Below are 12881 nucleotides of genomic sequence, written 5' to 3' on the forward strand. Positions count from 1 at the left end.
ATGTAGGCGATCAGCCGCGGCCAAGCAGGGCACGCAATTCCGCGAGCTCGCGGCGCCAGAAATCCCGCGAGCCCTCGGCTGGATGTGGCACGATGAGATCGGTCTCGTTCGCCGTTTGCTGGTCGAAGCGAACGATGTCCAGATCGAGCGTACGCGGGCCCCAGTGCACCTCGCGCGTCCGCCCCGCTGCATGCTCGATACGTTGCAGCTCGAGAAGCAGCTCCCTCGGCGAGAGGTCAGTTTCCAGCGCGACCATCTGATTGAGATAGGGTCCCTGCGCCACAGGGCCGAGCGGCGCCGTTTCCTCGACCGCGGAGCTGGCGATGACGCGGGTTCCTGGAATGGCGGCGAGTGCGCGGCGTGCGCTGGCGAGCCGTTCGTCGCGGTCGCCGAGGTTCGAGCCGAGCGCGACGTATGCGATATCGCGCGACACTATTTTGCTTCTCTCCCAGTGTCCCGGTAACGCCTAACGACGACCTCGGCGTAGGCGAGCGGTCCGGGAAGCGCGACATGCGGCTTTCGAATGGCGACTCGTGCCTGACAAATTCGTGAATCTTCGAACGACGCACGAATGATCCGGTCAGCCGCGGTCTCGAGATAATCGATCGGCCCAGCGGTGATGATGCGCTCGACCATCTCGTAGAGCCGTCGATAATCGAGAATCCCGCCGCTCGCGGCGCTCCGGACGGTGAGGTCTATCTCAACTGGCTGCCGGATGGTGTGTTCGTGCTCGAGGATCCCGATGAGCGCATGAAAGCGCATCGCGCGCAGCGTGATTTCCCGCTCCTCACTGGCGGGCGTGTCACGCGCGGACGCCGCCGCGCGGCGGCGCGCCGGGTCGGTGCGCCGCGGCGTGCTCTCCCCGCTCATGCGACGCTTGTGATGCGGTGCGTCAGATCGCTGAGATAGACAGCGACGCTGCGCAACTCGTGCGCCGCGCCTTCCAGCTCGCGCAGCGCCGCCGCCTGATCTTTCGCCGACGATGTCACGTCCTCGGCGCCCGCGCGATTGCGGCGCGAGATTTCGGCGACGCGCATGACGCGGTCGCGAAGCCGCGAAAACTCGAGCTCCTGGTCGCGCGAGGTCACGGCGATCCGCTGGGCACCCTGCGCGGCCGCCGCTGTTGCCTCGACGATCTGGTCGAGCGCTTGTCGCGCTTCCTCGGAGAGCGTTTCGACGTCGCTGACGATCGACTGTCCTCGCTGCATCTGCGACGCGACGCGGCGCATCTGCTCCTCGAAACCGAGGACGATGTCACCCGCTTCGTCGGAGGCGCGCGCGCTCTGCTCTGCAAGCTTGCGAACCTCGTCCGCGACGACGGCGAATCCCTGCCCGTGCTCGCCCGCGCGGGCGGCTTCGATTGCGGCGTTGAGGGCGAGGAGGTTCGTTTGATCCGCGAGCTCACGGATGACCGTGATGAACTCGGTGATCCGTTTCGTCGTCCGCACGAGCTGGTCGATCTGCGAAGTACTCTCGGCGACGAACCCTTTCGCGCTCACGAGACGCTCGATGGCCGTGCCAATCGTCAGGCGATGCTCGGACGCAATCTCGGTTGCCTTCTGGCTCGCGTTCGCCGCTGTGCTGCCATGCTGGACGACCTGCGCCGTCGCCTCGTGTAATGAGTGCGTGGCCTCCAGACTGCGTCCCAGCTGATCGCTCTCCTCAGTGATGCCGCGCGAGATGTCGCCAATGGTCTTCGCGACCGATTCGCCGCCACCGCGCAGCGCCTGTGCCGATTCATTGAGCGTCTCGAGCTGGGAGCTCACGCGCCGCATCGCCTCGAGCAGCGGCGTTTTCAGCTCGTCGATGTGCAACGTCGTCGCGAGCTGGTTCGCGAATCGCCGGATCATCGCCACATCTTTGACGGTGTACGCCGCGCGTTTGTGATGCTCGAGCTCGAGCAGCCCGACGTTGCGATCGCCGAACCGCATCGGTAGTACGACAATGCTCATCACCTCACGGGGACGCGATTCGAGCCGTTGGTCCTGAGTCGCGTCGGTTACGATCACCGCTTGCCCCGTCTCGAGCGCCAGCCGGCGAAGACGCGTGCCGAGCACGGGCTGCGGCTGCGTCGTCCCAAGAAAGCCGAGCCCCGAGCTCCACGCGAGCTGCGGGCCACCGGCGTTCAGGCGAAACACACGGAACTCGCGCCAATCAACGAGGCGATGGGCGAGCGCCTCGATGCGCAAGAAGGCATCGGCCAGGCTCATGTCGGACGATACGACCTGTTCCATCGCCAGGATCTTATTGAGCTCTTCCGCCGAAACCGCTTCCTCGAAGATGCGCTTTACGAGCACACCGACGACGACGAGCGTCGCGCCGACGAACACCCAACCGACAGGTCCGATCGAGCTGATCGTCGCCAAGACCACGGCGACTGCGATCAGCCCCGCGCCGAAGCCGATGACTTCGTAGCGGAGAATGAGCGACTTCTCTTCCTCCAGCAGTTTATCGCGCCAGAGAAGGCTGAAGTAGAGCAGCGCGCGGCTGAGGATGAAGTACGAGAGCGCGAACAGCGTCAACGCCGGCAGCCCGTCCGTTGTCATTCCCGCACTGCGCACTGCGCCGGTCACGATCGATGCCCAAGCGAAGAATCCGTAGGCGCTGATAAGTGCAAGCACCTCGCGTCCGGCGTTGATCCAGCTTGGTTCGGTGCTCTTTCGCAGGATGAGCAGATCCGTAACGAGCACTCCAGCGTACATCCCCAGGGCCGTGCTGGCCGCGCCGTTGATGATGGCACCGGCGATCGCGGGGAACGCCAGGAAATTCAGCGCGCCGTACTTCGTCAACGGAACCTGATAGGTGCGCAGCAGGATCGTCGCCGAGAAGACGAGAATCGTTCCGATCCAGGCGTCCGTCCACCGGTGATCATACATCATCGCGGCGGCCAGGAGCGCCATCCCGATGACGCCTAACCCGCGCGAGAAGCTCGAGAGAAAGAGTTTCATGGCGACACCGCGTCAATGGCCGCGCGCAACGACGACGCCAGGCTCACCGCACTCGAGATACTCTCGTCGGCGGCACGCACGATCGCGCTCCCAACGACGACACCGTCGGCGAGCGTCGCCACCGCGCGCGCCTGCTCCGGCCGAGACACGCCGAACCCGACACAAATCGGCAGCTCAATCGCTTGGCGCACGCGCCTAACGGTTTCCGGCAGCTCGGTCGGCAACTGATCCCGAACACCGGTTACACCGAGGCGGCTGATCAGATATACGAAACCGCTGCCGTGCTGTGCGATCTCGATCATCCGTTGCGGCGGCGTCGTCGGTGCGACGAGCCGAATGAACGCCAGCGGGCCCTCGCCGAGCCACTGCTCGCGCTCGGGATCGGCGCCGACTGGCAGATCGACGACGAGCACACCGTGCAGGCCCGCTCCCGCAGCGCGGGTCAACGCGTCGCGACCCGCCGCAAGCAGTGGGTTCAAATAGGTGAACAGGATCACGGGGATGCCGAGCCGTGCGCGCGAGACGATCTCGAGCACGCCGTCGAAGTGCATGCCGTTCGCGAGCGCCTTCTGCGAGCTGGCCTGAATGATCGGCCCATCAGCCATTGGATCGGAGAACGGAACTCCGATCTCGATGACGTCCGCGCCGGCACCTTCGAGGCCTCTGAGCAGCTCCATCGTCGCCGCCGGCGATGGGTGCCCCGCCGTGATATACGGTACGAGCGCGCGTCGGCCGGACGCGCGCAGCTGCGCGAAGCGCTCAGCGACGCGCTCAGATGAAGTAGTCGCCGACACGAATGCCGTACCGATCGGGTTGGTCCGTCTTGATGATGGTTCGTTTGAACGCGCCGTCCTGCCCGCGATCGGCGAGATCGACGAGATAGCCCGGGAACAAGATATTCCCCCTCGCGTCGCTGACGATTCGCACGATCGGTCGCGACAGCATCTCCGCGATGGGGTTCCCCGCATGCACCAACCCCAGCTCGAACGTATCGAGCACCACCGTGGTGCCGACTGGGAAGATACCCGTGAGATTCACGAAGGCTTTCACGAGCACCGGGTCCATGCCGCGCCGCGGATTGTCGCGCATTTCCTTCATGACGTCGGCCGGATTGAGCGGCGTCGTCTGATACGAGCGTCGCGACGTCGCCGCGTCGAATCCGTCGGCCACCGCCACGATCTTGCTGAACACGCTCATCTGTCGCGGCCGCACCGCTCGCGGATAGCCGGTGAGGTCGATCTTCATGTGATGCTCGTGAGCGACAACCATCGCGCGATAGTGCAGATCCTGTGTTCCGCGCAGTTGAAAGAGAGAAAGGACACCCATCCACGGATGCGCCGCGATCATCTTCCATTCTTCGTCCGTGAGGCCATCGGCCTTGTTGAGCACGTCGGATGGCACGCGCGACTTGCCGATATCGTGGAAGAGCGCGGCCATGCCGAGATCATAAAGCTGTAATTTCGTTAGGCCGAGTCGCTTGCCGATGGCGACGGAGAAGATGCAGACGTTGACGCTGTGCGTGAACGTGTATTCGTCGTAATCGCGAATCGCGGTGAGGCCGACGAGCGACGTCTCCTCGTTGAGGATCTGATCGACGATGCCCTGCACAACGCGTTTGATCTTCTTGATGTTCGGACTCTTCCCGAACCGCACTGCCGTCATGAGATCTTTCGTCACTGCGACCGACTGCGCGTACGTCCGCTTGGCGCGCTCCTTCGACTTCTCCTTATCGTCGTTGTCCGACTCGGCAGGTCGCGCGAGCGTGAATGTCCGCACACCGGCGTCCTCGAGCTTCGCGAGGAGCACATCGAAGCGCTGCTCGGGCTCTTCGTTGCCGGGAGCGGATTGCAGTAGCGAAAGGAACACCAGCCAGTCGCGCGCCGTCACCGACGGATCGATATGCTGCGCGCCGAGTCCTGCTCGCCGGTAGAGGGACAGGAGGTGACTGAAGCTGGCGTAGTTGTCGAGGTCGAGCCGAAGCCGCGTCGCGTTGACGAAGATGAATTCGCCCGACGTTCTGATCTCGAGCTCCGACTCAGCGGCGATCATCTCGCGGCTCAGCGTCGTTAGCTCGTCGAGTGCGCGCTGCACGGCCGCGTTCTCCACCGGATAGAGCTTGATCGCGCGCAACGCCGCGTGATACGCGTAGACGAGGCTCCGGCCGGCGCGTCGAGTGTACGAATCCCCCGAGTTGGGATCGGGGCTCGAGCCGCCAGCGGCCGCCGTCAGGGGAGACGCGGGCGCCGCGGCGAAGGACCGCGACGCGGTCACGTGATCGCTCCGCGGAGCGCGCGGTTCACTGCATTCCGAACGACGACGTCCTTCTCCGATGACGCCTTGCGAAGTACTTCCGTCGCTTTCGGTCCGGCGATTCGTCCGAGCGCGATCGCGGCGCACGCGCGCAGTTCCGAATCCTCGCGCCGCCCGAGAAAGCCTTTGCCGTTCAGCACCGAGTCCAGGTACTGCACGCCGCCATCACCAGCGAGCGTCCCGAACGCCTCGAAGAACGCCATTTTCTCCGTGAGATCGGCCTCTCGCACCGCTTTGCCTTTCACGGCCGCATCGATACGCGGCAGCACGAGCCTGTAGGTGCGCGCTGTGAACGCGCGCACGGTCGAGATTCGAACCTCGCGGTCCGAATCCTCAACGCCGCGCTCGAGCGCCTGAAGCGCACTGGGCGAACCGATCTCGGTCAACGCTTGCACCGCCGTTTGTCGGAGCTCGACATCAGGCCCGCTGAGGACCTTCGATAATGACTGCACTGCCGCAGGCGTCTTCAATGCGCCGGCGCGCCGAATCGCCTCCAGAGCAACCTCGCGCTCGGGAGCCACGATCAGACGCACCAACTCGGTCGTGTTCAGCGAAGCTAGACGCTCCGCCGCCGCCTCGAGCAACGGTCGCACCTTCGGGTTGTGCATTCGACGGAGCCAGCTGAACACCGTTCCCAGCGCGATGGGCCGGAGCTGATCGAACATCTCCATCAGCTCCGACTGCGGGGGCAGCTCGGCCGTGTCGTCGAGCGACTGTAGCAGCTGCGCCAACGACTCGGGCGCGCTGAGCCGGATGGGCAGCTCGTTCAGTGCGTGCTTATGCTCCGGCGACAGATCCGACGCGCGCTGCATCGTTGCCTGCACCTCACGCAACAGGTGAGCGACGCCGCGGAAGTGTCCCGTTGCGAGCAGGTTGACGAGCGTCGAATCGAGAATCTCGAGAATCTCCTTGCGGACCTCGGCGTTGCTCTGCTGCTCGAAGATGTCGAGCAACGTCGATGTGACGCGCGAGCGCAAATCCCCCTCGTACTCACGAGAGATCTCGCTGTGGAGATACTCGATCTCGTTTTCGTCGAGGAAGTACAGGGTCGTGTCGAAGTCGGACATGTTCACGATGCCGGCCGCTTGCTCCGTGACCGACGTGTGCGCCGCCTGGGCGACCTGGTCGGGTGCCACGTCCGTCTTCGGCGTGTTGTCACTGATCGGCGCTGCCGCATCCATCGCCAGATCCTGGTAGCGATATCGCGCGTACGCGAAATCGGCTTCCCAGAGCATCGTTAGGAGATCGTCCTCATCGGGCGATGCCTTACGAGCTCGCTGCAAAATGCCGAGCAATGCGACGACTTCCTTGTCCTCGAATCCCTTGAGCAATTCCAGCTCGCGAACGCCATCCTTGAAGAACAGCCACGACAGGCTGTCGCCTCCCTTGCTCGGCTCGGACAGTACGACGTGGTCGTACCAGAATATCTCGGTCTCGGTGAGGGTGAGCGTGAGCTCGTCGATCTGCGCCCAGATCGTCGTAAAGCCGGCGCGAAGCGCATCGAGCGCCTGCTTGTAAATCGGGTTATTCGGGAGGTATAGCTGATGAGCGCGCCCCGCCTTGACGACGAGTCGGAGCAACTCTTCGACGGGAGCTGGTGGAAACGGAGCTTCCTCCGTTGCCCCTGCGGTGGGCGCGGAGGTGGCTGTCACGGCGCAAGAATACCCATTTCGCTGACCTGTGCGACGTCCTTGTCTCCACGGCCGCTGATGCATACGAGTACGGAATCGTCGGCTCGCCATCGCCCGCGTTGTGACGCGAGCCAGCTCACCGCGTGCGCGCTCTCGAGCGCGGGTATGATTCCTTCGAGACGGCTCAGCAGCTTGAATCCTTCCAATGCTTCTCGATCCGTTACCGCCACGTAGGTAGCGCGGCCGATGTCCTTCAGATATGCGTGCTCCGGCCCGACACCGGGGTAATCCAGCCCTGCGGAGATCGAGTGCGCCGGATGCACCTGTCCCGCAGCGTCTTGCAGCAAATAACTCAGCGTGCCGTGCAGAACTCCCGGCTTGCCTTTCGAGAGCGACGCGGCATGGTGCTCCGTGTCGAGTCCCTCCCCGGCGGCCTCTACTCCGACGAGTTGAACGCCCGGATCGTCAATAAAAGCGTGGAACACTCCCATGGCGTTCGAACCACCGCCGACGCATGCAATCACCGTCGTCGGGAGCGCTCCGGCCTGAGCCAGTATCTGCTGTCGTGCCTCGCGACCGATCACCGATTGGAAATCGCGCACCATGCGCGGGTACGGCGCGGGTCCGACGACCGAGCCGATGACGTAGTGCGAGTCGACGACGGTTGCGACCCAGTCACGAATCGCTTCGCTCGTCGCGTCCTTCAGCGTGCGCGTTCCGCTGGTGACCGGCACAACCGTCGCGCCCAGGAGCCGCATGCGCCAGACATTCAGCGCCTGGCGACGCATGTCCTCTTCGCCCATGTAGACGACGCAGTCGAGCCCGAAGCGCGCGCAGACCGTCGCCGTCGCGACGCCATGCTGGCCGGCGCCTGTCTCCGCGATGATGCGACGCTTTCCCATACGCCGCGCGAGCAGCACCTGTCCCACGGTGTTGTTGATCTTGTGGGCGCCGGTGTGGTTGAGATCCTCACGCTTGAGCCACACGCGAGCGCCGACCTGCCCCGACAGCCGCGGCGCGTCGCTCAACGGCGAAGGGCGACCGACATACGTGGTCAGCATGTGTTCGACCTCCGCCTCGAAGGCAGGGTCGGCACGCGCTTCCTCGTACTGCCGCTCGAGCTCATCGAGCGCCGGGATTAGCGTTTCTGGAACGTACCGGCCGCCGAACACGCCAAAGCGGTCGGTGGTCTCGGGCGAAGTCGCTAGCTCATTTGCTGGCATCTACGGCGTCCCTGAATGCGCGCATGCGCGCGTGGTCCTTGATCCCGGGTGCCGTCTCCACACCTGAGGAGACGTCCACAATCTCGGGTCGCAACAGGCGAATTGCTTCCATCACGTTCTCGGGGCGAAGTCCGCCCGCGAGCGCGAGCTTGGCATTGCCGAGAGTACGAAGTCGGCTCAACTGCTCCGGCAAATCACTCCACGGGAGCGTGACGCCGGTCCCTCCGAGTTTTCCAGGCACCTTCGCATCGAGCAGCACGGCGTCCGCCGTGTCGAACAGCTCCGCGGCGCGCGCGGGCACTCGTCCGTCTGCAATTCGCAGAACGGCCCACACCGCGCCTCTGAAGCGCCGCCGTAGGGTTTCGACGTCGTGCGCGTCGCAGTCGCCGTGAAGCTGGACCACGTGCAAACCGAGCTGCCGAGCGCTATCACCGATAATCTCCCCATGCTCGCTCGAGAACACTCCCACGCGGCGCACCGAGCGCGGAAGCTCGCCCAACACCACCGCAGCTCGATCGATCGTCACTTGCCGTGGCCCCCCGGCGAATATTACGCCGACAAACGCCGCGCCCAGCCGCGCCGCCTCGCGCGCGTCCTCGGCCCGCGTCATACCACAAAACTTGATCTCAGTGGCCACGTGCAATCCGCGGCACTCCCGTTAGGCATCGCACCGCCTCCGCCGGGTCCGGGGCGGCGGACACGCTCGAGCCGACAAGGACGGCGTCGGCTCCAACACGGGCAAAGCGTTCGACATCCAGCCGCAGTGATACCCCGCTCTCGGCGATGGCGATGACGTTTGCCGGAACGCGCCCGATCAGCCGCTCGCTCGTAGCGGGATCGATGACCAGCGTTTCAAGATTCCGGTTGTTAATTCCGACAATCCTGGCACCACACTCCAGCGCGAGGTCCAACTCTCGCTCGTCGCGGACTTCCACGAGAACCTCGAGCGCGAGCTCGCGAGCGGAGGTCATCATCTCGGGAAGGCCGAGCGGCCCCAGCGCACGTACGATTAGCAGCGCCGCCGACGCGCCAATCGCCTTCGCTTCGAGCAGTTGAATTGGCGCGACATGAAAATCCTTCTTGAGGAGCGGCGCCGCCACACTGCGTCGTGCCTGAATCAGATCGTCCGTGGATCCGGCGAAGTGCTCGGGCTCTGTCAGCACCGAGATCGCGCTGGCACCCGCGTTCGCGTACGCACGCGCTTGCGTCGCAGCGTCCATTCCCCGCTGTATCCACCCCTTGGATGGCGACCGCCGCTTCACCTCGGCAACGACGGCGACGCTGCCGGCGCGAAGTGCTGCGCCGAATGCGAGGACACCACTGACGGACGTCGCTTCTCTCCCGAGAGCAGCGGCGCGAGGTTCCAGCGCTCGAGCACGCGCACGAGCCTCGTCGACGATGCGCCCGAGCGTTCCGGAGGGAGGGGTCCAGGCAGACGATGCTTGCACTTCGGTCCTTCTTCGGATATCGTAAGGTAAGATTCGGTGCTTGTTCGGGATCCGTGAGACTCCGAGCGCAAACTCAGCCCGCAACTCAGACAGGGTCGTCAGCCATGCCGCTCACGAAGCGCCAGCGCGAAATACTAAACTACCTCGCGAACTACACCGAGCAAAACGGCTACGCGCCTAGCTTCGAGGAGATCGCGGAGCAATTTCGCTACTCTTCGCTCGCCACGGTGCACGAGCATCTCTCGAATCTCGAGCGAAAGGGATATATCAAGCGCTCGTACAACGAGAGCCGCGCAATCGAGATTCTTCCCACCGAGGCAACGCCCCGCGCAATCGAGCTACCGGTGTTCGGAAGTGTCGCGGCTGGCGTGCCGATCGAGTCGATCGAGCATGGCGAAACGATGGTCGTGCCCGATTCATTTGTGCGACGCGGCGGCAATCACTACGTGCTGCGAGTTCGCGGGAATTCCATGATCGACGAGCAGATTCGCGACGGCGACTTCGTCGTGATCAATGAGCGCCGCAGCGCGGACAACGGCGAGATGGTGATTGCGCTCATGAACGGCTCATCCGCGACGGTCAAGAAGTTCTACCGCGAGCGAGACGGACGTATTCGGCTGCAGCCGGCGAACGAAACGATGCCGGCGATCTATGTCAACGAGAATGACGTCATGATCCAGGGGATCGTCGTTGGCGTCATGCGGCGTTACTGACCGACGCGACGTCCAGCTCGCGACGGTCTCTCGTTAGGCCGATGCGCTGAACGCCCCTCGCAAGCGTTCCAGGGCTCGCAGGCCGGTGCCGTCTCGAACCGCGTGCTGCGCAATCGCAACGGCGTCATCGAAAGTCGCCACCGAGCCGGACACGTAAATCGCCGCCGCAGCGTTGAGCACGACAGCCGCCGTCGCGCCGCTACTCCCCGCTCCGCCTAGTACCGCCAGCACCGTCTCGGCGTTTTCCTTGGGCGAACCACCCGCGAGATGCTCCTGCCGGGAATCGCTGAAGCCGTAGCGCTCGGGTTCGATCGTCCATTCGCGCATCACGCCGCTCCGGATCTCGATCACACGCGTCGCTCCGATTGGCGACACCTCGTCCAATCCGGGGGCACCGTGCACGACCAGAGCGTGCATCGTCCCGAGCTCGCGCAGCGCGCCGGCAATGAGCGGAAGGCGCTGCTCGTCCGCGACACCGACTACCTGACGGCCCGCGAAGGCCGGGTTCGCGAGGGGGCCGACGATGTTCATCACCGTGGGAATCGCCAGTTCGCGCCTAACGGGGCCGACGTGTCGCATGGCCGGATGCATCAAGGGCGCGAACATGAAGACGATTCCAGCGTCGTGCAGCGTTCGCTCCATCACCGGAAGCGGAACCTCGATCGATACGCCGAGCGCCTCGAGCACGTCGGCGCTGCCACAGAGCGAGGTGAAGGAGCGGTTACCATGCTTCGCGATGCGCACCCCGGACCCCGCGGCGAGCAACGCCGCGGCAGTGGAGATATTGAACGTGACAATGGTTCCACCGCCGGTGCCGCATGTATCCACCAACTCCTCGGGTCGATCGGCGTGCAGCACGACCATCACGTTGCGCATGGCACGCGCGACGGCGGCAACCTCTTCGGGTCGTTCGCCCCGGACGCGCAATCCGATCAGGAGCGCGCCGATCTGCGCGGGTGTCGCCTCCCCCGCCATGACGCGATCGAACGCCCGCGTCAGCTCGTCACCGGGGATGGGTTCGCCGTGCGCGAGCCGCTTGATCGCGGTGGTGAGGGCCGTGCCGTCAGCCGACACTGAGCATCTCGCCGAGGCGCTCCGGCAGGCGCGCTCGTGAGGCCACCAGGGCGATCACCAGACCGAGGAGCCGAACGCGCTCGACATCCTCTTCACCGAAGATCCCGTACATCGCTCGATTCGTGAGATTCACGACGCCAACCAGGGTGTCGTGATACACGAGCGGGAAGCTGATAAAAGAGCCGGTGGTGAAATACTGATCCCTGAGCAACGGGTGCTGCTTCGCTTCGCTCACGTCCCTAACGAGGAGGGGCTCGCGCGAGGCGGCGACCCGGCCCGCGACGCCGTCGCCGATGCGGATGCGGGCGCCCTCCGTCACGCCAGGTGCGATGCCTCGCGCTGCCGCGAGGTACATCCACCCCGGTTCGCGTGCCCGCAACATCAACGAGCAGCGCTGCGATTGCATGTCGTCGCCGACCAGGGAAAGCAATCCGTCGACAAGCTGTCGCGGATCGTCGGTGCTCGCGTCGAGGTTGAGTACGCGATCCATCAGATACAGCGTGCGCGTCTTCTGACGCAGCAATTCGTTGCGGCGCGCAAGCTCGATGTGCGCCTTCTCGAGCTGTTCCACTGCCGAGACCACCGTCGCCTCGACTGCCTCCGCGCGCCGTGTTGCCTGACGAGTCGATTCCTGTGATCGTGCGAGGTCCCGCTCGAGCGCGACGACTCGCTCCGACGCGGCCGCGCTGTTACCGCTCGAGCTGTGTGCCTCCGCGAGTCCCGCCTGGAGTTCGGCCAATCGCCGATCGTATTCGCCGTGTACCCGCTGTGTCACTCCCTCGAGCGTTTCCACCGCCTCCCGGCGCGCATCGTGCTCGAGAAATCGTACCAGCGCGATGTCGAAGAGCGCCGCCGATGGTCCAAATCGCTCCGATGTGCGCGTCCCGAAAATTTTTCGGGTCTCGTACAGCACGAGAATCGCGCTGAGCTGCCCTTCGAAACGAATTCCGCGGGCCGAGAGCCAGCCCACTTCGTCGAGCTCGCGCAGACCGAACAACCGCGCGAATTCTTCGACGCTGTCGGTGAAGTCGATGAATTGACCGCCAGCTGTTACGCCGACGCGCTCGCGATTCGGAATGTGATCGATCGTCGTCTCGAGCGCCGCTACGTCAACCGTGCCATCGCGGGGGACAAGACGCTCGCGCAACATGCTTCGCCGATGATCGTATCGGATCAGCGCGATCTGCGCCGACCGGTCGATTTCGACAAGCGACTCTCCGAGCGCACCGAGCGCTTCCTGGATATCGGCGGCGACGGTGAGCGCATGGGCGAGGGACGCGAGCGTGCGCGGCGGCATCGAATGGCGATCTGGTGCGGCTGGAGAATTGAAGGGAGATGCTGTTTGACGAGCGGAGGGGGAGCGCGCGCAACGTCTGGCAGTTTCAAATAAACTGCTTCGGCGAGCGGAGCGGGAGCGCAGAGCGTATGTCTGGCTCCAAATTGGTGCGACGCGATCGAGCACAGCGGGCGAGCGGTTCGTAGGTCAAACAGAGTCAATCAGTTCCGCACGCTCGCCACACATTCGGGTTGCTTG

General features: G+C 64.5%; 12 protein-coding genes. 1 reads left to right on the plus strand and 11 read right to left on the minus strand.

What is annotated here, in order from left to right; translation table 11 throughout:
• Positions 1–10: 10 nt before the first annotated feature.
• The 9 genes from folK to VGH98_05415 are packed head-to-tail and all read right to left on the minus strand — an operon-like array spanning position 11 to position 9560.
• Positions 11–433 carry a 2-amino-4-hydroxy-6-hydroxymethyldihydropteridine diphosphokinase gene (gene folK / locus VGH98_05375; protein ID HEY2375386.1) on the minus strand — a complete coding sequence of 141 codons (423 nt, stop codon included), beginning with the start codon at positions 431–433 and terminating at the stop codon, positions 11–13.
• Positions 433–870, minus strand: a complete 438-nt coding sequence (locus VGH98_05380) for a dihydroneopterin aldolase (protein HEY2375387.1) — start codon at positions 868–870, stop codon at positions 433–435. The genes folK and VGH98_05380 overlap by 1 nt, the downstream gene beginning before the upstream one ends.
• Positions 867–2948: a methyl-accepting chemotaxis protein gene (locus VGH98_05385; protein ID HEY2375388.1), complete on the minus strand. Its 2082-nt coding sequence runs from the start codon at positions 2946–2948 to the stop codon at positions 867–869. Before VGH98_05385 ends, VGH98_05380 begins: the two co-directional genes overlap by 4 nt.
• The gene (gene trpA, locus VGH98_05390; GenBank protein HEY2375389.1) at positions 2945–3742 is read right to left on the minus strand and encodes a tryptophan synthase subunit alpha; all 798 of its coding nucleotides are present in this window, start codon (positions 3740–3742) and stop codon (positions 2945–2947) included. Before trpA ends, VGH98_05385 begins: the two co-directional genes overlap by 4 nt.
• Positions 3720–5219 carry an HD domain-containing phosphohydrolase gene (locus tag VGH98_05395; protein ID HEY2375390.1) on the minus strand — a complete coding sequence of 500 codons (1500 nt, stop codon included), beginning with the start codon at positions 5217–5219 and terminating at the stop codon, positions 3720–3722. The genes trpA and VGH98_05395 overlap by 23 nt, the downstream gene beginning before the upstream one ends.
• Positions 5216–6910, minus strand: coding sequence for a HEAT repeat domain-containing protein (locus VGH98_05400; protein ID HEY2375391.1), 1695 nt, complete (start codon positions 6908–6910; stop codon positions 5216–5218). The genes VGH98_05395 and VGH98_05400 overlap by 4 nt, the downstream gene beginning before the upstream one ends.
• A complete protein-coding gene (gene trpB / locus VGH98_05405) occupies positions 6907–8112 on the minus strand; it encodes a tryptophan synthase subunit beta (protein ID HEY2375392.1) in 1206 nt (401 codons plus the stop codon). Before trpB ends, VGH98_05400 begins: the two co-directional genes overlap by 4 nt.
• Positions 8099–8749 (minus strand): phosphoribosylanthranilate isomerase, encoded by a 651-nt coding sequence (locus tag VGH98_05410; GenBank protein ID HEY2375393.1) that lies wholly within the window; start codon positions 8747–8749, stop codon positions 8099–8101. Before VGH98_05410 ends, trpB begins: the two co-directional genes overlap by 14 nt.
• The gene (locus tag VGH98_05415; protein ID HEY2375394.1) at positions 8739–9560 is read right to left on the minus strand and encodes an indole-3-glycerol phosphate synthase TrpC; all 822 of its coding nucleotides are present in this window, start codon (positions 9558–9560) and stop codon (positions 8739–8741) included. The genes VGH98_05410 and VGH98_05415 overlap by 11 nt, the downstream gene beginning before the upstream one ends.
• A 104-nt stretch (positions 9561–9664) precedes the next feature.
• On the opposite strand from VGH98_05415, the gene lexA reads away from it, so the two are divergent.
• Positions 9665–10273: a transcriptional repressor LexA gene (gene lexA / locus VGH98_05420; GenBank protein ID HEY2375395.1), complete on the plus strand. Its 609-nt coding sequence runs from the start codon at positions 9665–9667 to the stop codon at positions 10271–10273.
• A gap of 33 nt (positions 10274–10306) precedes the next feature.
• Here lexA and trpD read toward each other — a convergent pair whose 3' ends face one another.
• Both trpD and VGH98_05430 read right to left on the minus strand, forming a co-directional pair.
• Positions 10307–11347 (minus strand): anthranilate phosphoribosyltransferase, encoded by a 1041-nt coding sequence (trpD, locus tag VGH98_05425; protein HEY2375396.1) that lies wholly within the window; start codon positions 11345–11347, stop codon positions 10307–10309.
• Positions 11337–12644 (minus strand): GAF domain-containing protein, encoded by a 1308-nt coding sequence (locus tag VGH98_05430; GenBank protein ID HEY2375397.1) that lies wholly within the window; start codon positions 12642–12644, stop codon positions 11337–11339. The genes trpD and VGH98_05430 overlap by 11 nt, the downstream gene beginning before the upstream one ends.
• Positions 12645–12881 lie beyond the last annotated feature (237 nt).

It is taken from the genome of Gemmatimonadaceae bacterium (genome assembly GCA_036496605.1).
Lineage (GTDB): Bacteria > Gemmatimonadota > Gemmatimonadetes > Gemmatimonadales > Gemmatimonadaceae > AG2.

Coding starts and splice junctions, on each gene's coding strand:
- VGH98_05380 (HEY2375387.1), bottom strand. CDS start 870: ATGAGCGGGGAGAGCACGCCGCGGCGCACCGACCCGGCGCGCCGCCGC.
- VGH98_05385 (HEY2375388.1), bottom strand. CDS start 2,948: ATGAAACTCTTTCTCTCGAGCTTCTCGCGCGGGTTAGGCGTCATCGGG.
- trpB (HEY2375392.1), bottom strand. CDS start 8,112: ATGCCAGCAAATGAGCTAGCGACTTCGCCCGAGACCACCGACCGCTTT.
- lexA (HEY2375395.1), top strand. CDS start 9,665: ATGCCGCTCACGAAGCGCCAGCGCGAAATACTAAACTACCTCGCGAAC.
- VGH98_05430 (HEY2375397.1), bottom strand. CDS start 12,644: ATGCCGCCGCGCACGCTCGCGTCCCTCGCCCATGCGCTCACCGTCGCC.